The 24,970-nt window shown below is 37.6% G+C and carries 17 protein-coding genes and 2 other annotated features; of the genes, 2 read left to right on the top strand and 15 right to left on the bottom strand.

What is annotated here, in order from left to right; genetic code table 11:
* Positions 1–140: 140 nt before the first annotated feature.
* From K0R93_RS08520 to K0R93_RS08490, 7 genes are all read right to left on the bottom strand, one after another.
* Positions 141–2,600, bottom strand: a complete 2,460-nt coding sequence (locus tag K0R93_RS08520) for a WG repeat-containing protein (protein WP_300299980.1) — start codon at positions 2,598–2,600, stop codon at positions 141–143.
* 222 nt (positions 2,601–2,822) lie between these two features.
* Positions 2,823–3,761 (bottom strand): NAD-dependent epimerase/dehydratase family protein, encoded by a 939-nt coding sequence (locus K0R93_RS08515; RefSeq protein ID WP_300299978.1) that lies wholly within the window; start codon positions 3,759–3,761, stop codon positions 2,823–2,825.
* 13 nt (positions 3,762–3,774) lie between these two features.
* Positions 3,775–5,046 carry a nucleotide sugar dehydrogenase gene (locus K0R93_RS08510; protein WP_300299976.1) on the bottom strand — a complete coding sequence of 424 codons (1,272 nt, stop codon included), beginning with the start codon at positions 5,044–5,046 and terminating at the stop codon, positions 3,775–3,777.
* Positions 5,047–5,295: 249 nt separating this feature from the next.
* Entirely contained in the window at positions 5,296–6,252 is a 957-nt protein-coding gene (locus K0R93_RS08505; protein ID WP_300299974.1) for a CgeB family protein, read from the bottom strand.
* Positions 6,253–6,267: 15 nt separating this feature from the next.
* Positions 6,268–7,257: a CgeB family protein gene (locus K0R93_RS08500; protein ID WP_300299972.1), complete on the bottom strand. Its 990-nt coding sequence runs from the start codon at positions 7,255–7,257 to the stop codon at positions 6,268–6,270.
* Between the two features lie 248 nt (positions 7,258–7,505).
* On the bottom strand, positions 7,506–8,372 hold the full coding sequence (locus K0R93_RS08495; RefSeq protein ID WP_300299970.1) for a tRNA 2-thiocytidine biosynthesis TtcA family protein: 867 nt from the start codon (positions 8,370–8,372) through the stop codon (positions 7,506–7,508).
* A 120-nt stretch (positions 8,373–8,492) separates the two neighbouring features.
* Complete coding sequence (locus K0R93_RS08490; RefSeq protein ID WP_330685102.1) at positions 8,493–9,854, bottom strand: DEAD/DEAH box helicase; 1,362 nt, start codon at positions 9,852–9,854, stop codon at positions 8,493–8,495.
* A 187-nt stretch (positions 9,855–10,041) separates the two neighbouring features.
* Between K0R93_RS08490 and K0R93_RS08485 the strand changes: the two genes are divergently transcribed.
* On the top strand, positions 10,042–10,632 hold the full coding sequence (locus tag K0R93_RS08485) for a serine/threonine-protein kinase (RefSeq protein WP_300299968.1): 591 nt from the start codon (positions 10,042–10,044) through the stop codon (positions 10,630–10,632).
* Positions 10,633–10,730: 98 nt separating this feature from the next.
* Here K0R93_RS08485 and K0R93_RS08480 read toward each other — a convergent pair whose 3' ends face one another.
* The 8 genes from K0R93_RS08480 to K0R93_RS08445 form a co-directional block, all read right to left on the bottom strand.
* Positions 10,731–12,626, bottom strand: coding sequence for an ABC transporter ATP-binding protein (locus K0R93_RS08480; RefSeq protein ID WP_300299966.1), 1,896 nt, complete (start codon positions 12,624–12,626; stop codon positions 10,731–10,733).
* The gene (locus K0R93_RS08475; protein WP_330685101.1) at positions 12,616–14,382 is read right to left on the bottom strand and encodes an ABC transporter ATP-binding protein; all 1,767 of its coding nucleotides are present in this window, start codon (positions 14,380–14,382) and stop codon (positions 12,616–12,618) included. The genes K0R93_RS08480 and K0R93_RS08475 overlap by 11 nt, the downstream gene beginning before the upstream one ends.
* Positions 14,383–14,527: 145 nt before the next feature.
* Entirely contained in the window at positions 14,528–15,781 is a 1,254-nt protein-coding gene (gene larA / locus K0R93_RS08470) for a nickel-dependent lactate racemase (protein WP_300299964.1), read from the bottom strand.
* Between the two features lie 39 nt (positions 15,782–15,820).
* Positions 15,821–16,993, bottom strand: a complete 1,173-nt coding sequence (locus tag K0R93_RS08465) for an NAD(P)-dependent malic enzyme (RefSeq protein WP_300299962.1) — start codon at positions 16,991–16,993, stop codon at positions 15,821–15,823.
* A gap of 278 nt (positions 16,994–17,271) precedes the next feature.
* Positions 17,272–18,780, bottom strand: coding sequence for a DUF1846 domain-containing protein (locus tag K0R93_RS08460; RefSeq protein WP_300299960.1), 1,509 nt, complete (start codon positions 18,778–18,780; stop codon positions 17,272–17,274).
* Between the two features lie 287 nt (positions 18,781–19,067).
* Entirely contained in the window at positions 19,068–20,582 is a 1,515-nt protein-coding gene (locus K0R93_RS08455) for a 2-isopropylmalate synthase (RefSeq protein WP_300299958.1), read from the bottom strand.
* 156 nt (positions 20,583–20,738) lie between these two features.
* Positions 20,739–21,005: a binding site (T-box leader), on the bottom strand.
* A 72-nt stretch (positions 21,006–21,077) separates the two neighbouring features.
* A complete protein-coding gene (locus tag K0R93_RS08450) occupies positions 21,078–22,406 on the bottom strand; it encodes an aspartate kinase (RefSeq protein WP_300299956.1) in 1,329 nt (442 codons plus the stop codon).
* Between the two features lie 37 nt (positions 22,407–22,443).
* A complete protein-coding gene (locus tag K0R93_RS08445; RefSeq protein WP_300299954.1) occupies positions 22,444–23,730 on the bottom strand; it encodes a homoserine dehydrogenase in 1,287 nt (428 codons plus the stop codon).
* Positions 23,731–24,048: 318 nt separating this feature from the next.
* Positions 24,049–24,276 (top strand) — a binding site (T-box leader).
* 216 nt (positions 24,277–24,492) lie between these two features.
* On the opposite strand from K0R93_RS08445, the gene ilvN reads away from it, so the two are divergent.
* Complete coding sequence (gene ilvN / locus K0R93_RS08440) at positions 24,493–24,969, top strand: acetolactate synthase small subunit (protein ID WP_300299952.1); 477 nt, start codon at positions 24,493–24,495, stop codon at positions 24,967–24,969.
* The last annotated feature ends 1 nt before the right edge of the window (position 24,970 follow it).

Here is a 24,970-nt window from a genome sequence, read left to right as displayed (position 1 = left end):
AATGTAGTGTATTGGAAACAAAAACAGTCATAGTTCAATTTCACTAGAAATCAAACTATGACTGTTTTGATTCTTTTTAAACTAACTTAATGACATTGGGAGAAATCCGCACCTTTTTATGATTAATTTTTAAGAAATCTCTAATGATGAAAGGATTTCCAGAAGTCACCTTTTTCGTTGATGATGTCTGCAATTTCCTTAAAAGGTATTTTAAAGGTTGGAAACCCAGCAGCATAGGGGGCTATATCATAAGGGTAAAAGTAAATATTTAGTCCGGCCTCAGAAATAAAAAATGGTTGATCTTCTGTAATTCCTTTATAGCTATCTAACCATACCGATGAATCATCACCTTGGCTGATGATTTGTTTCCTAATAATATCACTTAGTCTCCCTACATAATTGCTGTTGGATTTAAACAGGTCTTTTAGCCTATAGAACGCACCGCTCACCAAATCGACATGGGTATAGATCATGGTAGGCATGCCATGGGCCGCACCAAATGGATAATTATAGCCTGTAATTTCAATCACCACTAGGTTCTTTCGAAAGAAAGTTACATTATAATCTCCTTGATAGCTATATGCAAGTTCTTTCTCTCTATCGATGCCTTCTGCCTGAGCCAATTTACGTAGCTTTTCATTGACTTGCTCTTGCATGGCATTATCCTTCATACCTTTAATTTCTGGATAATATACCAAATAATTTCGGTTCGGTTGATATTTCTTTTCTTTCACTATATATTTATCATTCAATCCAATAGTATTGTCTTGTTTCCATATGATTTTTCCTGATTTATCATAATAGCTGATCCGCTGGTCAACATTTGCTTTGATGAGATTGCCTTGGGCCCTGAGGGTTCCCGCCCCTTTAACTGTGGGCAAATTCATCACTTTTTTCCCATTCTGATCAATGAAAAATGTTGTAGCGCCATCATTGACCGATGAAATACCCTCTCGATAATCGGTGATGTCATAGTATATGAAATCAGTAAACAGTGAACCATCCAAATCACCAATAGCGTATCTTGATCCTGCAAATGGAACGTCAGCATTTATAGGTATACCTACTGCGATTCTTCCTTCTCCTAAAAATCTTATATCGTTATATTTTGGTTGTAAAATAAATCTTCCTGTTCTATCAATTAGACCATATTTAGGTATATAGTTTTCATCTAAGCTAACGATAGCTTTGCCATCTTTAAAACCCTGTACCCCATCAAATTGAGGTGTGATGACTACTTTTCCGTATTCATCTATGAACCCAAATTTTCCGTCTGTAGTAAGTTTAAATGGTAATAGTCCTTCATGCAAATCTCCGACGAAGGCATAATTGAATGACCGTAATACTTTCCCGTACATATCTATGATTGCATAGTTCTGATCCCGAAGCTGCACTACCGCTTTCCCATGATGAAAATTCCCTGCAGTTTTATAGGTTGGCTGTATAACGATTTCTCCATTTCTATCAATAAAACCATATAATATCTCATTGTTCTCATTTTCTATACTAAACTGAGATCTGCCTTCCTGCATCCCGCCGATAAAATTTTTCGACTTAAACATCACATTTCCTTTTTCATCAATCAATAACGATTCCTTTGAGTTCCATGCAATTGCCCTGCCTTCTGCAAATTCCCCAATACTTTCATACTTAGGTGTTATCACGTAATTTCCCTTTTGATTGATAAGGCCTGAACGATTATCTAACGTAACCACTGCTAATTCGTTTTTTTGAAAATCCTCAGCCCACTCATAATGGGCTCCAATACAGAACTTTCCTTTGTCATTGATATATCCCCATTTTGTTCCACCAATTTCAGGTTTTGAGGCTAGATATAATCTAATATTTCTATGCCCTAAAACATCCAGTACTTTGTTTCTTAACTCTTCAAAAGCATCCTTGCCTGGATACTCCATTCCTAAAGCCATCCCTTTTTCAATGGTTTTCAATGCTTGCTCTGGCATACCCGCTTTCAGCTGGGTATCGGCTAAGTAATACCAGTAAAATGCAGCATCCGGCATCTCTTTTACTTTTTTCTCATAATAGCTTACCACTTTTCTAAAATACTTAGGGTATGCATCTTCCGCAGCAACTAATGTCTCTCCGTTCCAACGAAAGACATCGATTTTATAAGCTTCACCCGTATCATGTATCCAAATCGCAATTTCTGCTTTCCCATCTTTTCCTGATACGTCTGTAATCTCTATCCTGCTATAGGGTATTTCCTTGAAAATCTTACTAAGCATATGGTGTCCTGTTCTGTAAATATCTAAGTCTCCCCAAATTGCACCCATCTTCCATCCGATCAACAAATCTTTACGCTCTCGACTTGTGATATTAACAAAACCTAAATAATTGATTCCATATCCCCTTCCCTTGATGATAATACGACGATATCCTCTCACCCCATTACTTTTTAAAATCAATACATAAGGCTCGTCATTCATCATGTAGCCAATAGCAATTTCAGATGTTCCATCCCCATCCATATGGCCCCTTTGTATCTCTTTGATACCGTTGGGTCCTTGTGTTTCTATGACTTTTGCACCTTCAGGCAATGCATGTTGGATTATATTTGAACCAGGTATTGTCCACTCCACGAAAACATCCTCCATTCTTTTTCATTACTACTATAGTATGTAGCTAGTATGAAAGTGTTCTAAATAACCAGCCCAGAATCAGTATTCCCCTTTTATACTGATTCTGGGCTGTTTTCCAGTTCTACTCACTTTATTTAGTATTCTTTAAGCTCATAAAACCTCTCTTTAGGACAGTACTCTTACTTTAAAAATATATTATTTATAGATGGACAATTACTCATATTATGATGTCTCATACCAATCAACGGTCTCCTTTATTCCCTGCTCTAAATCATATTTAGGAGCATATCCAAGCAATTGTTTGGCTTTTTCAATATTTGCCTCCCTTTCTATGGTCTCATCCCATTCCCTACGGTCACTAAATACAATAGGTGAAGATGATTTTGTAACGTTCTTTATGGTCTCAGCTAGCTGTCGAATGGTTGTTGCTTTACCTGTTCCTATATTAAAAACTTGGTTCTTACCTTCATCCATATGGGCTGAAAGGACTGTACCTCTCACAGTATCTTTTACAAATGTGAAATCCCTCTTTTCATTTCCATTTCCTGTAACGATAATTGGTAAACCTTTTATAGCATTCTCAATGAATCTGGGGACTACTCCTCGGTATTCATTGAATCCTTCCCTTGGTCCATATGAATTAAAATACCTTAAAATCGTAACGGGAAGATCATACATTTTGCTATAGAAATTACAGTAGTATTCCCCAGCTAACTTGGAAATGCCATAAGGTGTATGGGGTATGATCTCATGTTCTTCTTTCATAGCTTGAGATAAGGGGGCATAGACACATGACGTGGATGCATAAACAAATCTTTTGATACCTAATCGCCTCGCTATTTCAAGTTGTACCAGTGTTCCTTTCGTATTAATGTCCAGATTAATTTCCGGTTCTTGAATAGATAGCTCATTGGCATAGTGGGCGGCAAGATGGAAAAGGATGCTTGGCTGAAAGCTTTCGTAAATCTTCCTAGTTTCCTTATCACATACGTCCATATGAAAGAAGTGAAGATTGTCATTTGCTGGAAGGTTTTTACGATCTCCAGAGGATAGATTATCTATTGCAATGACCCTATATCCAATCTTCAATAGATAGTCAACGAGGTGGGAACCAATCACACCTGCTCCCCCTGTGACAACAACCGTTTTTAAGTTATTCATGTTCTCGCCTCCCTTACACCTTATATAAGTAAATATTGGGGTGTGGCGCTAAAGCATTTCTTGTATCAACGACGATAGCAGGTTTATCCATTCTTTCTGAGATTTCAACGGGATCAAAACCTACATTTTCTTGCTTCGCGGCAATAATGATACAATCGGCACGATTAATCGCCTCTTCATAGGAATTGGCTTGATGGATGACATAGGCAGGCACTAAAGGATCATAGGCTCTAACTTCAGCACCTTCCCTTATAAGATGCTGGACTATTTCAAGTGCGGGACTATATCGATAATCAGCACAATAATCCTTCATGGCAAGGCCAATCACTGCAATCTTAGCATCTTTAATGCCTTTACCATGTTCACTTAATCGTTTAATTACTTGATGTACTATTTTTATAGGTCTGAGATTGTTCAGCTCCCTTGCTGTATTCATCAATTGCATTTCTCCCCGCATCTCCTCGTCTAAGGCTAATTGCAGATATTTTAGTGCATTAGGCAGACAATATCCGCCTACCCCTGGACCTGGCTCTAGTAGTTGTACCCTTGGATGGGTATTGACCAGCTGCCGCAGTTCATGGATATCTATGCCAAGTTTCAGCGCGACTTCACTGACTTCATTGATAAAAGCGATGTTTACATCACGATCAATATTCTGAACCACCTTTACCATTTCTGCAAGTTTAATGGTAGATGCACGATGAATTGGTGAATCAGTTAAACTTTTTAGGAACTTCTCGGCGGTAACATAACTATCTTCATCCATGGCAGACAGGATTCTCTCATTATGCTCTAATTCATAAAACGCTGCTGTTTCAGATATCGTCTCAGGAGAATAGGCTACATATATTTTTTTGTGTAATGATTGTACCTTTGGAATTACTATCGTATCTATTGTTCCTGGAATCATTGTGGTCTTGAAAATAAGTAGATCTCCATCTACCAGGCTGGGCAGAATGGTATCGACTACCTTGTGAACTGTTGAGACATCTTGAGTTCCATCGGGTCTATCGGCGATACCCACTGTAATTACAAAGATAGAAGGCTCATCGTTCATCCTGTGGAAGGTATCCTGCAGCCTAAGTTTGTTAGTTTTCAATAAATCTCTTGCAATGCTTGCAATATGTTTTCCTTCGTGATGCTCTTGAATCGCTACAGTTCCTTCTCTTATTGTTTCGATTTGGTCTCGATGTATATCAATACCCGTAACGTTATAGCCCTTTAAAGCCATCCATATAGCCATGGGCAAGCCTATATGACCCAAGCCAAAAACATATATATTCATCTTTAACACGCCTCCTTAGAAAATAAATGTCCATGATCCGCTCTAATTCTGAGATTTTACAAGCAGCCATTTGCACACCTTGTCTGTCCCAGTAATATCCTATGTAAAACTTGGCATAACGTTACAAACACCTATATTGATATTTTTGTAGTATTTCAAATATATTTATAAAAGTTGAAAGTCTCTCCCGTCCTAAATGGGAAGAGACTTTTTCTTTTCATATGTAAAACAGTTTATTTTGTATTTTTGCTACTTATTTTTTTCTAAAAAATCTACTAGAGTTTGGGCTCTATGATAACAAGAGTGGTTGTTAACTGCAAATTCCTGTCCATCCCGTCCAACCCTCTTTCTGTCTACATCATTGATAAGATAGTGGTTTACCAACGTCAATAGGTCATTTTTGTCATCTGCCCATTCTAGATGTACACCGCGCTTAAATAGGTACTCATGGGCTTTGGTATATTGTGTAAGATAAAAGGCTCCACATCCTAAAACTTCAAAGGTTCTCATACTTGTTTGGGTAAGGGACGTATTATCCAGATGTACACCTAATACTATCTTAGCTGAATTATATACCCATGGAAGCATACAATATGGAAGAAAACCCCCATAATGCTTTTGGGGAATAGAAAAGGGTACACTTTTATCCACCCACCATGAATTTCCCCAAACCATTAAATCATAATTTTTCTCAATCAGTGGCTGCAATAATTTTTTAGTCGTTTCTACCCTTTCATTATAATTATTGCCTACCAATACAATATCGTGTTTTAGCGTCCTACATGGGGGTAATGTTTTGTGAAACTGAGGATTACAAGAAAATAATAGTAACGCTGCCTTTTTTCCCATTCGTTGATACTCTTTCAATAGTTCTACACAGGTTGTAAAAACATAATCGGCATTTTGCGCTATACCCCTTGATAATTGTTGATGATATAACGGATCTTCTACAGCCCAGTAGATCACAGGTATTTGATAAGTATCTCTAACCGCCCAGAGAGCATTCCAGTTAAACCCAGGAGGATCCCCATGAACAAAAATGTAGTCAGGCTTAAATTTTTCTATCTTCATAGTCAGCTTATTTTTTTGCTCTTCAAGTGGAAACTTTCCCATATCAAAAATTTTTACAGTATGACCAATATGCTCTAATCCAGGCTTTAAAGAATAAATAATCGTAACACACTCATGCACAAATAGCATTCTCATGATTGCCCACCTCCATTACACATATAGCATGGGATTAAACTCAGTTTCTAGTTGGAATAGCCTATGTGCATAAGTATGTTTGCTAAGCACTTCTTCCTGTCCCTGCTCTGCTATTTGTTCCCGTTCTTTATCATGCTTCAAATAGTAATCTACAAGGTCTATAGTTTCTTTTTGCGAATTAGACCACACCAAATGCTCATGGTTGTTAAAAATATTCTCGTGGGAAGGGGTATAACATGTTATATGAAAGGCGCCTGTGCCTAGAATCTCATAAGTTCTCACACTGGTTTGTGTGGAAGAAGTATTTACAGATTGAATACCTAGCACAATTTTTGCAGAAGAGTAGATATATGGAGTCTCATGATAATTAACAGATCCTCCGTAATATTTCGAATCTATTGAAAATCCATCCGCTGCTTTCATCCAGCTTTCTGAACCAAATATTTTTATATCGTATCCACCGCGAACCAAAGGCGCTACTATATTGCGGATTGCTTTTCTACGGAAACTATTATCTTCTGAGAACCAATCATAGTTATTGGCTACTAGAACGATATCATGTTGGTATTCCAATTTTACAGGTGTTTTTCTAAATATCTTTGGATTGCATCCAAATAGCAGAGTAGATGTGTCCTTGCCAAGAGCATTATATTTTTTTTTGAATTCTATAGAAGTGGTAAATACATAGTCACAATGGGGAGCAAAGATCATGGAAACCTCATCAAAAAATATAGGGTCTTCCGCTGCCCAGTATACGTGAGGTATCTTATATTTCTTTATCATTTTAATAAACATATCAGTTTCGAAAATTCCTTGAGACCACCCGGGAGTGAACACATAGTCCGGTTTAAACTCCTGCAGCATTGATTTTAGAATTCGTTTTTGATCACTTTTGGGGTATTTTCCCAATGGCAATATTTTTAATTCATATCCTTTGTCTCTCATGGCTTCAAACAGCCCATCATTTATATAATAAAGTAAATGATTTACACATAAAACACGCAATTTGTTTCCCTCCTTCATGATGATTTCACTATATATTATGTAGCTTGACTATAACGTTGCTGGATTTTCTCCATAGTATAAAGTTAAATCGTAACTGCCGGTAATCTTGTTCTATCATTCTAAATTGTAATCTTTCTTAGTTTTGTGACTGTATATAAACAAAAACATGAAATAGACCAACGCTTGAACGACATTGGTCTATTTCATGTATATTCACTCAAATGCTATTTGCTATTTATTAAACAATTCTATTCATCAAAATAAGAATCTAAATATGAATGATGTTTTCCATCTTGATCCCAGCCTAAAATTGCATCCATATTCACATTCTGAGCAGCTTTAAATATTGATTTATCTACATCTTTAAATGTATCTTTCAAATTCTTGATCAATTCCTTAATTTCATATCGCTTATTTCCTGTCTTCTCAGCAGCCACCATACATGCACAGTTTAATGGCCAAATTCCACTCTCTTGGGTGAAATGCTCAATATATTTCTCTTCTACATAGTACATAGGTCGAATAAGCTCTAAGCCTTCAAAGTTAGATGATCTAAGCCTTGGCAGCATTGTTTTAAAACAGCCGGTATAAAGTATGTTTAGCATGGTGGTTTCAATTACATCATTAAAGTGATGGCCCAAGGCAAGTTTATTACAACCTAAATCCTGTGCCTTATTATATAGGGCGCCACGTCGCATTTTGGCACACATATAGCAGGGATAATCCTTTGCAATATTATCTACGATGCGGAAAATACCTGAATCATAGATTTGGATAGGTATATCTAGATAATTACAATTCTCTATCATCAGTCGCTTTATGTCTTCATGATAGCCTGGATCCATAACAATAAACTCAAGCTCAAAATTATTTTCCCCATGTCGTTTTAATTCCTGAAACAGCTTGGCCATCAACATGCTGTCTTTGCCCCCAGAAATAGCTACCGCGATTTTGTCTCCAGGTTCAACCATTTTATAGTCTTTTAATCCTTTTATAAATTTAGACCAAATCTGTTTCCTATATTTCGTAATTAAGCTTCTTTCAATTTCATGTAAAGGTTTCCTTTCTTCAAAAGGAACCAATATATCGCAGCCCTTTCCTGCTATGTCACCCATTCTATCACCCAACCTTTCTCGAAAAATATTATAACATCTCTGAATACTTTTGTACTAGAAAAAATGGGTTGGTAAAATGATGGTTCAGTTCTACAAGGATTAAGTTTCTTATAGTTATGCCTAGTAAGCTTTTCCACGCTGATTACTCTTTGTTCTAGCATTTTGATTTCTTGAACCCGTCTTTTTTTCAAAAGTATTTCTTTTCTCCTCATGTTTTCTTTTGCCATCAGATGATCTCTTAAAAGAACCACTCTTGTCACTGTGTTTAAATCTATCTCCCTTTTGATTACCTCTAGATTTTCTCTCCCTTTCTTCTGAACGATCTCTCCCATCACTTTTTCTATTTGGATTCACTCTGAATTCTTTTTCCTTGGTAAGTCTTCGCTTTTTGATTGTCATTTGAATGGTTTTTTCGATAATTTGTAAATCTTCATAATCCTTAGGAGTCACAAAGGTTATAGCGACACCCGTCTGTCCAGCTCTTCCTGTACGACCAATTCGGTGAACATAGCTTTCAGCATCCTGGGGTATATCATAGTTAAATATATGAGTTATACCCTCGATATCCAAACCTCTGGCTGCTACATCCGTGGCTACAAGCAGTGGTATTTCCATATTTCTAAAGCTTTTCATAACTTTTTCCCGTTTTCCTTGGGTCAAATCTCCATGTAATTCGTCAGATTGATATCCACGTTCATGAAGGGCTTCATTAAGAGCAGTAACCCTTCTTTTTGTGCGACAGAAAATAATCGCCATAAACGGCTTGTATTCATCAATCATCTGGCATAAGGCATCTTGTTTTCCTCTATCGGTTGTATCTACGACAATTTGTTCTATTTCATCTAATGTAACACGGTCACTTTTTGTCTTTATTTGTATTGGTTCATTCATGTAGCGAGACGCCAATTCTCGTACTCCCTTTGGCATAGTAGCAGAGAAGCACATAGTTTGTCTATCTTTCCATGTATGCCTGATAATCGTCTCAACCTCTTTTAAAAATCCCATATGCAGCATCTGATCTGCTTCATCTAAAACCAGAATATCTAACTTACTAAAATCAACTGTTTTTCTACGCAAATGATCCAACAGCCTTCCTGGTGTACCAATGACCATATGGATATTTCCTTTTAGCTTTCTTACCTGCTGCTCCACATCTTGTCCACCATATGCAGCCAATATTTTTATATCTTTGACAGGTGCCAACTTCCTAGCCTCGGCGGTAATTTGAATGGCAAGCTCTCTGGTAGGTGTAATGACAAGGGTTTGTACACTAGATTTATTTACATCAATCTTTTCCATGGCAGGCAGTAGAAATGCTAAGGTTTTTCCCGTCCCAGTCTGCGCCTGAGCGATTACATCTTTCCTCTGCAATAAAGCTGGAATTGTCTCTTCCTGGATTGGTGTTGCCTCTGATATTCCTTGTGCATGTAATACATCACATAGTTCTTTACTAATTCCAAGTAAATTAAAGTTCATACTCATCATAACGACCTTTCTTTTTTTTATTTATTATAAGTATTCCTGATATGATTCATTCTAAATCTTTTCATGAATTGTATCCCTTGTGCTTATTCTTTTTTTAGTTCCCAAAAAAGTCTAGCATTCATATAATATATGTAATACAGGAAAATTTCAATAAGGAGAAATCCAATGTGACGGAGGGAAAAAAATGAATAGCCTTATCTATAAACGATATGTGCAAAATTTTGAAATCAATCTATTGGATTGTAAACTCCTTGGCAGAGGAAATAATGGTGTTGTATACCTGCTTCCAGAAGGTAAAATCATCAAAATTTGCTTCGAACCCGAATCCTGTGAAAAAGAGTACGCTATTCTGAAAAGAGTAAATGGTAATAGATATTTCCCAAGGGTCTACGGGATGAATGGAAATTATATGATTCGCGATTATGTGGATGGCATTATTCTGAAAGACTATATCAAAGAACACGGCTTAGACAGAAACCTTTCCATAAAAATCATCGACCTATTGAGAGAATTTAAACGATTACGTTTTTCCAAAATCGACTTACGCTGCAAAGATATCATTGTTCAACCTAATGGGAACCTGATGGTCATCGATCCCAAAAAATTTTATACGAAACAACGTCATTTTCCAAGACATTTATCAAAAGGTCTTTATAAGCTTGGTGTATTAGATTATTTTATGTCTGTTGTTAGGGATGTAAGCCCCAAACTCTATAATCAATGGCACAAAGACATTGAAGACTACATTCAAGAAAAAAAAGAAGAACTTGATTAATCTCATAATAGACAAAAGATGTTCTACAAGATTCCATTGATTATAACATCTTTTTTCTGTTTCTTATTCTTACCTAAGATTTAATAGTTTAAGATCGGTTATATGCTGATATTTTTGAACTGATTAAAATATAACCGATAATATAATCCCCTTTTTTGCAAAAGTTCATCATGGTCTCCTTGTTCCACAATCTGGCCCTTATCGATTACCATGATCATGTCTGCATTTCGTATGGTGCTCAGCCGATGGGCAATGATAAAACTAGTCCGTGACTTTAACAGTTTAAGGAGTGCCTCTTGTATATGCAATTCTGTGCGGGTATCCACGTTGCTGGTTGCCTCATCTAGTATAAGTATGGATGGATTGGCCAGTATTGCTCGTGCAATCGCCAAAAGTTGTTTTTGGCCTTGACTAAGGTTTCCAGCATTTTCTGTAATTTTGGTCTCATATCCCTTAGGCATTCGTCGAATAAATACATCCGCGTTGGCCAGTCTGGCTGCTGATTCTACTTCTTCGTCCGATGCATCCAACCGTCCATATCTAATGTTATCTCGAATCGTACCCGTAAATAAGTAGGTATCTTGCAGCACTACACCAAAACAGTTACCTAGACTTTTCCGAGTATACGCTCTTATATCAACACCATCGATAGAAATGCTTCCACTACTTACATCATAAAATCTAGTGAGCAGACTTATGATTGTAGTCTTACCTGCTCCTGTAGGACCTACAAGGGCAACAGTGCTTCCCGGAGAAACTTCAAAATTTATTCCTCGAATAATCGGTATATCCTGCTGATAGCCAAAGGTCACATCACGAAAAATCACATGTCCCTTTGGATTCTCTAAAACCTTTGCATCTGCCCTATCTTTCGGTTCTTCCTCTACATCAAGGACCTCAAATACTCTTTCTGCCCCAGCTATAGCAGATTGTAATGTATTGTAAATACTTGATACCTCATTCAATGGTCTTACAAACTGCCTGGAGTAACTTAAAAAACTAGCAATTACACCAATGGTTATCATTTCTCTAACAGCCAAAACGCCCCCCACACCTGCAACCAAAGAAAATCCGATATTATTAATCACATTTAGCAAAGGCATAATAAATCCTGCCCATATTTGCGCTTTGATCCCAACTTTACATAACTGATGGTTTATTTCAGAAAACTCATTTATAACCTTTACTTCATGATGAAATGCTTTCACAACAAAGATGCCTGATATGGCTTCCTCAATATGTCCATTTAATCTACCTAGGTTTTGCTGCTGTTCTTTAAAAAACACCCTTGTCTTTCTCGCTGTGAAGCGGGATACAATAAAAACTAAGGGAATGGTTACAATACTCGCCAGCGTGAGTAGAGGGCTTAACCATATCATCATGTAAAGGGATCCACTTATTATGAATAGACTTGCGAGCAAATGTATAGTTGATTGGGAAATGGTACTACTTACATTCTCAATATCATTTACCAATCTACTCATAATTTCTCCGTGGGTATGGAGGTCAAAAAAAGATATAGGCAGTTTTTGAAGTTTCTGAAATAATGAACTACGCAGCTGTTTAACGATACGCTGAGATACTCCCGCCATAATCCAACCCTGAAAAAAGCTAATAATGGCATCTAGCATGTATACAAAAAAGAGTATCAGCACAATCATTGCAAGTAAACTACCCGTTTCTATTCCTTCTTTATGAGTCATTTCATCAATAGCTCTACCTATAAGGTAAGGTACTGTCAACCCTAAAACAGCACTTGAGATGATTAAGAACGATAGCCCTATGATGTAATTCCGTTCACCTTCAAAATAATGCCATAACCTCTTTATGGTTCCCTTAAAGTTTTTCGCTCTCTCAATAGGGCCCCCTCGATGACCTTTGCCAATCCTATGATAACCAATATAATTTTTACTCGCATCCTTTTGTATGTTATAATTCAAGCTTACTTTATCATTGTATTCACGGCTCTTATCACCTTCAGTCCTATTTTTCATATTCCATTCCCTCCCTTCCGATCTGAGAATAAAATATATCCTGATAAATTGCGCAGTATTTCATAAGTTCTTCATGGTTTCCTATACCTACGATACTACCATGATCTAATACAATAATCTTATCTGCACCTATGATCGAAGTGATCCGTTGAGCAACAATGAAAGTAGTCAGTGCTTGAGCATATTCCTTTAAGCCTTCCCTAATCTTTTCCTCAGTTGCCACATCTACAGCACTGGTACTGTCATCCAAAATCAATATTTTGGGCTTTTTAATGAGAGCCCGCGCAATGGCAATTCGTTGTTTTTGGCCTCCAGATAGATTTACCCCTCCCTGTCCCAACATAGTATCATAACCAGCTGGAAAAGATGTGATAAATTCATGGGCTTGAGCCAGAGAAGCCGCCTCTATCACCTCATCACTACTGGCATTTTCTTTACCCCATTTTATATTCTCTTGAATTGTACCTGTGAACAATATGGTCTTTTGGGGAACAATTCCAATCATTCTCCGCAATAGCTTCGGGTCTATTTTTCTAACATCAACACCATTTACCTTGATAACACCTTTTAAAATATCATAAAACCGCGGTATAAGATGAATAAGACTGCTTTTTCCAGATCCAGTCGATCCTATGATTCCTATGGTTTCCCTTGAACTACATGTAAATGATATGGCTTTTAGTATAGGATCTCTTAGACTACCTTCATATGAAAAATATACATCATCAAAGTCCACTCGTCCCTCTTCCACTAATGTAACCTTGCAATCTTTAGGTACAAGAACTTCATTATCCAGTTGAAGCACCTCATCAATTCTTTCATAGGATGCCCTTGCCCGAACAAATCCATTGAATACCATGGATATCATCATGAGAGAGTGCAATATTTGGGTCATATAATTAATAAAGGCAATGATCTTTCCTACTTCTATACGTCCTTGACTCACCCTCAATCCACCAAACCAAATCACTGCAACGATGCCTAAATTCACGGTTAAAGTTATGGCTGGGGAGAATATAGCTATCCTACCCATTGCATTGGCTGATATGGAAGTTAGCTCTTGATTTACAGCTTCAAATCGCTCGCCCTCGTAATCAAATCGATGAAATGCCTTTACCACACGGATGCCTGCTAAATATTCTCGGAATATTCCATTGACACGGTCAAAGGCTTTCTGTACTTTCCTAAAATATGGATATCCAATTTTCATATTGAAGTATATCAATCCCCCTACGATAGTAACCACCAACAGCAGTATTCGTGTCATTCCTGGATCCAGTAAAAAAGCCATGATGAAGCTTCCTATGCTTAGTAACGGTGCCTTTACAAAAATTCTCATCATCCGATGGACGAACCCCTGTACTTGTTGTACATCATTGGTCAGCCTCATAATCAAAGAAGCAGTATCAAAATCATTGATTTTTCCAAAAGAGAAGTATTGGATTTTCGTAAAAAGGTCTAATCTTAGTTCACTTCCAAATCTTTGTGAGACATTGCTCGAGATAATATTACGCCATATGGCACCTATTGCCCCGATCCCTGAAATACCAAGCATTACCATGGCCATTTTCAATACGTAATCCATATCCCTATTGGCGACCCCTACATCTATGATCTTTGACATGATTGTGGGCTGAATCAAATCGCAAATCGCTTCAATGGTTAAGAAAACAACACTTATGCAGAAATGCTTCCAATATTTCTTTACATACTTTTTTGCTGTTATCATTCGGTTCACCTCTGCATATTTGATCACGATGATTGCATCCTAAGAATTTCTTACATGTTAAATTATACCACTAGTACAAGCTTGAAAACTAAAACAGCATGAAATGAAATAAAAAAGAAGGCTACACTATAGCAAATCTTAGTTTAGCCTTCTTTCCTTAAAGTTATTTATATTAGCTGTTCTTTACAACTGGCAGGGTAGAACCCCCATAGGGCATAACTATCACTTTAGCATCCTCCCCTAAAATACTATAGGCGTTTTGTAAGGCTTCCTCTATGTTCTTCTGTGGTTCAAGAAAAATCTTTTTTACGAAAACATCCTCAAGGTCTGATATGAGGAATATCTTTGCTCTTTGATGAACCATGGCTATTGCAGCAGCTTTATGTCCTCCTAATTCAAACTTCTTCTGAATATTGACAATCATTTCATCAGGTGATTTTGATGTTGTCATCCATCTTTCAAAGGTATGCTCTCCCAAGCCTTCCTTGCAAGATGCCGCCAATATGATGATCCCACCATCTCTTACGGCATGCTGGGCATTGTCTAAGGCCTTTTGTGCCTGATATACATTGATGTCCTTAGGAAACCCTCTAGGTGAAACAATCACAATATCTGCAGGATGATCTATCTCTATTTTATATAGCCGGTCTAAAAACTTACATCCTTCCCGGTGAGCCTCTATATGATGGCCTGCTACCGCTTTTATAATATTTTTCTTTTCATCCAGCACCACATTCAAAATGAAATCAATGGATAACTTTTTGGCAACTTCATCGATATCTCTTCGAAGTGAGTTTTCATCCAAGGTTCCTGCCTTCGCATCTTTTCTAACCATCATACTATGGTTTGCCTGTATGGCTTCTCTTGTCGATACCCCAGGCATAATTGCTTTTGCACCCCCGCTGTAGCCAGCGAAATAATGGTATTCGATATTTCCCAGACAAATTCTTCGCTCAGCTTCTGCCACAGGTTTAAATATATCTACTGGTGTTCCAGCAGATGTTATCCCTATGTGGATACAATCATCCACATCGGAATCGATACATTCTATTTTTTCATAGATATCATCTCCAACTAGATACCTTTTTTCTTCCTCAGAATGCTTTCTATGACTTCCCAAAGCAAAAACAATGGTTATATCTTCATTAGGGATATTGGCTTCATAGAGTTCCTCCAACAATATTGGAAGCGCAGTCTTGCTAGGCATAGGTCTTGTGATATCGCTGGTGACGATGACGATCTTTTCTCCCTTCTTTACGATATCCTTTAATCTCGGTAACCCTATAGGCTCATGTAATGCCCTTTTCACTTCATCGGCACCCATACTGTCTACTGTTACTTTATTGGCCTCTAAGAGACCCATCAGATTCTTCTGATCTATAAGAAACTTTACACTTTGTTTTCCAAATCCCAATGCAAATTCCATGCTTCTTCCTTCCTTTTATAGGTAATTTTGTAATAAACACTATAACCGGCTCACCTTGGTATCTATGGCAGCTTGTGCCACTGCCTTTGCGATCTTTTCTGCTACCCTCATGTCAAAGGCATCGGGTATAATATATTCTTCATTTAATTCTTCTTCACCAATTAACTCCGCAATAGCATTGGCAGCAGCTAACTTCATTTCTTCGTTGATTTCCTTTGCCCGTACATCTAACGCGCCTCTAAATACACCTGGGAAAGCTAGTACATTGTTTATCTGATTAGGGAAATCAGATCTACCTGTTCCTACTACTCTTGCACCTGCTTTTTTTGCCAAATCAGGCATGATTTCAGGAACCGGATTTGCCATTGCAAATACGATGGCATCTTTTCCCATTTTTGAAACCATTTCCTCTGTAACTACATTGGCAGCAGATACACCGATAAATACATCAGCACCTTCCATAGCATCAATCAAAGTTCCTTGTTTTCTTTGTGCATTCGTAATCTTCGCCATTTCTTCTTTCGACGCATCATTATATGGCGAGCCAGGATATAGAATTCCTTGACGATCACACAACAGAATATCCTTTACGCCCAGACTAATCAACATTTTTGTGATGGCAGTTCCTGCTGCCCCTGCACCATTTACAACTACTGTAACGTCTTTTGTATTCTTATTCACCAATCGTAGGGCATTGATTACACCCGCGATTACAACGATGGCAGTTCCATGCTGGTCATCATGGAACACTGGAATATCTAATTCTTTCTTTAATCTTTCTTCTATTTCAAAGCATCGAGGTGCACCGATATCCTCTAGATTGATCCCCCCAAAGGTTGGCGCAATAAGCTTCACAGTTTCAATGATTTTTTCTGTATCCTTAGTTCCTAAACAAATAGGAAAGGCATCCACATCTCCAAAGTTTTTAAACAGTATGCATTTGCCTTCCATCACAGGCATAGCTGCCTCAGGGCCTATATCTCCAAGGCCTAGAACCGCAGTTCCGTCCGTAACTACAGCCACCAAGTTCCACTTTCTTGTTAAATCATACGCCAAATCTTTATTCTTTTCTATGGCAAGACATGGCTCTGCTACTCCTGGTGTATAAGCAATTGACAGATCCTGCTTGCTTCCTAGGGGCGCAGTGCTAACAACCTCAATTTTACCTTTCCACGCTCTGTGCATCTCCATTGCTTTCTGTTTCATATCCATTTTACAGCCTCCGTATCTATAAATATATTTAATTTTGATTATTATACTTTCTATCTTTTTTTATAATCTCCTTCGATCATTTTCTCCTTTCATTGCCTGCTCTGACATTATACCTTTATATAACTTATTTGGATCTGCCATAGTGCATCTAGCATAAAGAAATATGGAGTATTTGCCTAAAGGAACAAACACTCCATATTTCTAAAGTAATTCATATCTCATATTTCATTATAAATATTATCTTATTTTTCAAAATGCCACTGCACTATAATGGATATTTAACTGTTATAGTATAAACTCTCAGAAGAGTACTCTGGATCACTCGTTACATCAATGCCTAGTTTTCTAAAGGTCTGTTCATCATTCATGCTTAGAATTGTTGTTGAGTGGGCCTGACATCCCTTTAGCATCGTTAATTTTTCCATAGCTACCTGGGCTGTTGGATTTGTAACTGCACATATGCTAAGGGCGATTAATATTTCTTCACAGTCAAGGGCTGCATTGTTACTACCCAAAGTTTTCGATTTCAAGTTGATGATCGGTTCTAAAATCAAAGGAGAAATCAAATGGATTTCATCAGATATATTGGCATAATGTTTTACTGCATTTAAAATTACTGCTGCTGGTGCATCCATAATACTTGAATTTTTTCCTGTTAGAATCGTCCCATCATTTAGTTCCATGGCGACAACAGGGCATATCTCCCCTTCACTAGACCTTTCTCTTAATTCAGCTGAACGTTCTCTAGCGGGCACAACTACCTTTCGATCCTCTTGTTTTAGGTTAAGCTCTTCCATAATCAATTTCGATCTTTCAAAAGTTTCCTTATCCACATGACCTTTTTTATATTCACAGCCAGTTTTAAAATATCTTCTGATGATTTCTTGCTTTGAGGCTTCTTTGATCACCTCATCATCGGTGATCCCATATCCAACACGATTTACACCCATATCTGTAGGTGATTTGTATACCGCTTCTTCCCCAGTGATCTTTTCAATAATCCGCCGAAGAACTGGAAATGTTTCTATGTCACGATTATAATTTACGGCAATCTTATCATAGGCATCAAAATGGAATGAATCAATCATATTTACATCCTTTAAATCTACGGTTGCGGCTTCATAGGCGATATTTAATGGATGCTTCAAAGGAACATTCCATACTGGGAAAGTCTCAAATTTTGAATAACCCGCTACCCGGCCTTGTTTATATTCATGGTATAGTTGGCTAAGACATGTTGCTAATTTTCCACTTCCTGGTCCTGGCGCTGTGACAACCACGATTGGCTTCGTTGTTTCAATATATGGATTCTTACCGTAGCCTTCGTCGCTTACAATGGTATCTACATCGGTAGGATAGCCTTTTGTAGCACGATGGGTATACACCTTTATACCTCTACGTTCAAGCTTATTGATAAATACAGTGGTTGCTGGCTGTCCATCATATCTAGTAATTACAACACTGTTTACGTCCAGCTCATATGACCGCAAGTCATCAATCAGTCTCAGGGTATCAATATCATAAGTGATACCAAAATCCCCTCTTATTTTATTTCTTTCAATATCCCCTGCATATATACAAATGATTACTTCAACTTTTTCTTTCAGCTTATGTAACAGCTTTATTTTTGCATTTTCATCGAATCCTGGCAGCACTCTTTTTGCATGGAGATCAAATAACAGTTTCCCCCCAAATTCTAGATATAGCTTATCGTAATCATTCACTCTTTCTAAAATATACTTCGATTGCTCTTCTAAATATTTTTTATGATCGAATCCTATTCTCATATTTTTCTCCTTATCATATAAAATGGTTATTTAGGTAGTGTTTACTAATATTTATCTAACATTCTTGTATGAAGAATTACTTTTCGACATTATATTATTACATAGTTTTAGGCTTAAGTAAATAGCATCCTCACTGAAAAAATAAAGATAAACTTATTTTCCCTACATAAAAAAACAAGGATTCCTTTCATTTATAATCCTTGTTTTTTCTATCCTAATCATGCTTTATCTTTTCATTATAAAAACCTTCATAACCATCTATTTCTCGTTAAGATAGAACCGGCTAGTCAAATCTCAGAATCATCTAGCATCTTATTTAGTGCATCTATATAGCCATGTATACTGGCTTCAATAACATCTGTGCTCAATCCCCTGCCTGTATAAATACGATGGTCTCCACGTATCTTTACGATTGCTTCGCCTTGGGCATCCTTTCCCTCTGTTACTGCATGAAGGGAATAATCCTGTAGGATGATTTTTCTCCCAATGATTTTCTCAATGGCACGGAATGCTGCATCCACCGGACCATCACCGGTTGCCACTTTTTCACTTTCCTTCCCGTGATGACTTAACTTCACTGTAGCCGTAGCCGTCATCATATTTCCGCTGTTGATTACAAAGTTCTTTAATGTATAAATCTTCTTTGCCTCAACAAAGTCTTTTGTCATAATAGCCTCAATATCACGATTATCCACTTCTTTCTTCTTATCTGCCAATTCCTTAAATTGTAGAAATGCTTTGTCTAGCTCCTCTTTTGATACCTCAAAACCCAACATCTTCAACTTCTCATGAAATGCATGTCGGCCGGAATGTTTTCCCAAAACCATCTTATTTTGTGATAATCCAATGGATTCCGGAGACATAATTTCATAAGTACTTCTTTCCTCCATAACACCATGCTGATGGATACCAGATTCATGGGCAAAGGCATTGGCTCCTACTATGGCCTTATTGGGCTGCACTTGTATACCTGTAATCGTACTGAGTAATTTACTTGTTCTTAAAATCTGTTTGGTCTCTATATTACAATCAAGACTATAAATGTCCTTTCTGGTATGAATACCCATGACGATTTCCTCTAATGCTGCATTGCCTGCTCTCTCCCCAATACCGTTAATGGTGCATTCAATTTGGGTTGCGCCCCCTTTTACCGCTGCAAGGGAATTTGCGACAGCCATACCTAGATCATTATGGCAATGTACAGAAATCTCTGCCTTATGAATATTGGGTACATTCTCTGAGATACCACGGATTAAATGGTATATTTCATCTGGTGTACTATAGCCTACCGTGTCCGGGATATTTATGACCGTTGCCCCTACGTCAATAACTGCTTTTATGATTTTATATAGAAATGCAGGATTGCTTCTCGTTGCATCTTCAGCTGAAAATTCGATATCGGAACAATACTGTTTTGCAAGCTTTACTGCGCTGACTGCACTTTCAACAACTTCCTCCGGCTTTAGCTTCAGCTTATGCCTCATGTGAATGTCTGATGTGGCAATAAAGGTATGGATTCTTGGATGTGATGCATATTGTATGGCTTCCCAGGCACAGGTAATATCCTTTGGTAATGTCCTAGCTAAACTGGCAACGGAACAATGCCTAATGTTCTTTGCAATCTCTTTTACCGATGCAAAATCTCCAGGAGATGCAATGGCAAACCCTGCCTCAATTACATCTACCTTCAAGCTTTCTAACTGCTTTGCCATCTGAACTTTTTCGTGTAGGTTCATACTGCAACCTGGGGATTGTTCTCCATCTCGCAATGTCGTATCAAATATTTTAATCAATTTACCCATAATCGGTCACCTCTCCTTTATTTTCATAACATTTTTTTCATCTTTCTTTTCAGATGTATCTTGTATATTGTATTATTACTTTTCAAAAACCTATTGCCGCAGATGCTCTTTTTTTTGTAAATAAAAAACTCCCGTCACTAAGATATACAACTATACCCTAGGGACGAGAGAATTTCCCGTGTTACCACCCTTTTTCACAGCCTATTTTCATAGACTGCCTCATCAGGTCGAAGGATATATGAATCCTTTTAACCTTAGTCATATAACGGTGACTGTGAGGTACCGGCCTTAATTACTTTGAAATATACATTTCATCTTGGCAGTTCAGGAGTGAGTATTGTATACGTTCTTTCCACTGACTCACACCACCCGTCAGCTCTCTGTAGGCAAAAACCGCATTTTTCTCTCCGTCTTTACTTTTTAAATATTCAATTAATTATTGAAACTTATTCTACTATTTTCAAAATCATCTGTCAACTATATTAAATAATTTTTTTATATTTTTTTAGCAATAAAATTTTTGTAAATTGCCTTGATTGCCTTTTCAAAATCCTCATTTTCAATTCCAACAATAATATTTAACTCGCTAGAGCCCTGGGTGATCATACGAACATTGATGCCTTCTTGAGCCAACGCACCAAATACTTTCGCAGATATCCCCTTGGTTTTAATCATCCCTCTACCCACTACAGCAATCAGTGCCATATTTGGATAGCCAACAATAGATTCTGGGCATAATTGTGAATGGATATCACTTATTACCTTCTCCATTTTATTCCCAAGCTCTGAATCTGCAATAACCAGTGAAACGGAGTCAATACTGGATGGCATATGCTCAACGGAGATATCATTTCCCTCCAGTATGGAAAGGAGTTTGCGGAAAAAACCCTTTTCAGAGCTCATCAGCATTTTTTCTATGGCAATAACAGTGAACCCTTTTTTCCCAGCTATACCAGTGATCGTACCCGAATAGCTTACTGGCGATAAATCACTGAGAATCAGTGTGCCTTCATCCTGGGGTTTATTGGTATTCTTAATCTTGATGGGTATCCCTTCCTTTTTTACAGGAAAAATAGCCTCTTCATGGAGTACCGAAGCACCCATATAGGAAAGCTCTCGAAGTTCTTTGTAGGTAATCTTCTCTATAAGTTTAGGCTCTTCAATAATTCTAGGGTCTGCCATACAAAACCCTGAGACATCGGTCCAATTTTCATAAACACTCGCGGCAACACCCCTAGCGATAATGGCACCTGTTACATCTGAACCGCCTCTTGAAAAAGTTTTGATTGTAGCGTCCTCCATGGCACCATAAAAACCAGGAATCACCCCTTGGTTAACAGATGCTAATCGTGTCTGGACCCTGTTTTGTGTAGCCTCTGCATCAAATTGACCATTTTTATCAAAAACAATTAACTCTGCTGCATCAATGAACTCATACCCAAGATAGTCTGCAAGGATTAACCCATTCAAATACTCCCCTCGACTGGCTGCATAGTCCGCAGAAGTGCCTTGTGCAATACGGCTCTTGACTTCCGTAAGAATCGCCTTCATATCTAAAGAGACACCTAATTCTGTGCAAATATCTAGGTATCTTTTCTCGATAATACTGTATACCTCATCAAAAGGAAGTCTTTGGGCCACATGCTGATGGCATAAATATAATAAATCCGTAATTTTATGATCTTCACGACTTCTTTTTCCTGGCGCAGAAGGTACAACATATCGTCTCCTATTATCCGATAAAACAATATTTTTCACCTTTAAAAACTGCTTACTATCGGCAAGTGAGCTTCCGCCAAATTTCGCTACTATAACCTCGCTCATTATTCTTTCCCCCTATAATAAATAAAACTTTTTATCTCTATATATTTTCAACACGAATTACATTGGCAATGCTCACAACCTCAGGTAATTTAGCAATATCTGTAAGGGCATACTGTACATTGAGCTCTATTGTCTCATGGGTAATAAACACAAGAGAAACCGCAGGTTCTTCTTTCCCCTTTTGAATAACAGAAGACAAACTGACATTATACTTACCAAACAGCGAAGCAATTTTTCCTAGTATACCAGGAATATCTTTTATCAGCAATCGTACATAGTACTCCCCTTGGTTACTTCCCATATCCTTTATGTTGCTTAGGTCTTTTTCATTTATTACTTGCGTAATCATTTTATTGGGCGAGCCTTCTCGAATAATAGAGATGATATCTCCAACCACAGCACTACCCGTCGGCAAATCTCCAGCTCCTTTACCGTAAAACATCAATTCTCCTACGGCATTTCCTTTTATATATACTGCATTAAAGGCATCCCCTACCGCAGCCAAAGGGTGCCCCTTGGGGATAAAAGTAGGATGTACCTTCAGCTCAATCTTACCATTTGTTTCTTTTGCAATAGCCAATAGCTTTATTACATAACCAAGCTCTGTAGCATATTCAATATCAATAGGTGAAATATTTGTAATCCCCTCACGGTAAATATCCTCAATCTTTACATCTATTCCAAATGCTAACCTAGCTAGAATTGTCAGCTTATAGGCAGCGTCGAAAGCCTCCACATCACTGGTTGGATCGGCCTCAGCATATCCTTTTTCCTGTGCCTCTTTTAAAACAATATCATATTCCATCCTTTCTGACGTCATTTTAGACAGAATATAGTTCGTTGTTCCATTCAATATACCCATAATGCTATTGATCCTATTGGCTGATAAGCTTTCTTTTATGGCATGTATTATTGGGATGCCGCCTGCAACGCTTGCTTCGTACAGTAATTTTACATTTGCATCCTTTGCTGCCTTCAAAAGCATATCCCCGTGGGAAGCAATCAGGGCTTTATTTGCAGTAACAACATGTTTTCCTCGCTTTATCGCCTCAAGCATATATTCCTTTGCAGGTTCAATACCACCCATGACCTCTACAACGATTTTAATGTTTTCATCATTTAGAATCTCCAAGGGATTGTCTGTAAAAACGCCTCTGGCTATTTCACTATTTCTCTCTTTGGACAAATCACGTACTAATATCTTCGATACCTCTATTTTAAAGCCGCAATTTTCAATAATTTTGTCACTGTTATCCTGAAGTACTCTCCAAACACCACTTCCAACAGTTCCAAATCCCATTAAACCAACTTTTAACTTCTGCATTTCATAACCTCTTTTCTCAAATATTCAATCCCGTTTCGTATATATATACATTTCTATATCTATCTATTTAACCTTTTTTTGAATGTTTTGTCAATTATATTTATGCGCTTTCATCAAATTTATTTAATTCACAACTTAAACGTGATCATGCTACATCATCATCGTGGCTTAAATTGAGAATAGTTTCAAAATGGCTAAATTTTCAGAAATTTATAGCAATATGATGCTAATTTCGTATAATCTCCGTTTTTCACTTAAAATGCACTTTGTATAAATTAATCGTCATGTGTATAATAACTACTAATTAACTTCATATGGGCAAAGGTTATGATGGAAAGTAGTAGCTGTGAAAGTCATTCAGAGAGCTAGTGTTTGGTGTGAACTAGTTGATAGACATGGGGAACTCGTTCCTAAACTTCAAGACTGAACATGAACGAAGCATTCAGTAAGTCTTGCCGTTTCCCCGACGTTAGAGGGTTAAGTGGATTTACTGATTTCAGGTAAATCTAGTAGGGTGGTACCGCGGATTACACATTCGTCCCTTTTGGGATGCATGTGTTTTTTTATAGTATAGGAAAGTATACTTTCCTATACTATAAAAAAACAGGGGTGCAGGGGAAGCAATCCCATGCCGCACTCAGAGGGGTGCTCAGGCTGCTTTGCACCCGTCGAAGGGGAACTAGGTTCCCCTAGCGAAGCAAGCGAAGTGTGCCTTTTTTATTATTTACTATTATTCATTTTAAAGGATATGGAGGTTTGCATATGAAGCATACTTTAATTGTATTGGTGGAGAATAACCCTGGTGTGCTTTCTAAGGTTTCAGGTTTGTTTAGCAGGCGAGGTTACAATATTGAAAGTTTAGTCGTTAGCGCCACGGATGATCCTAACACTTCTCGAATGACGATCGTTGTAGATGGAGATGACAAAATCATTGAGCAGGTCTCAAAGCAGCTTCATAAATTAATCGATGTCATCAAGGTACAGGATGTTACATCCCAAGAAACGGTAGATCGTCAGCTTCTTTTAATCCGGGTGGCTACTGATAACAATACAAAATCTGAGATTATTCAGTTAATGGATATTTTTAGAGCCCGTGTAGTTGATATTGGACAAAAGTCTCTAACCATCGAAGCTACAGGAGATGAAGCAAAGATACAGGCAATTATCAAATCATTAAAACCCTTTAAAATTAAAGAGCTTGTAAAGACAGGCACAATTTCAATATTAAGAAGTAACTAGC

It is taken from the genome of Anaerosolibacter sp. (assembly GCF_029240175.1).
Lineage (GTDB): Bacteria > Bacillota > Clostridia > Peptostreptococcales > Thermotaleaceae > Anaerosolibacter.
This window is presented reverse-complemented; position numbering and strand designations above follow the sequence as displayed.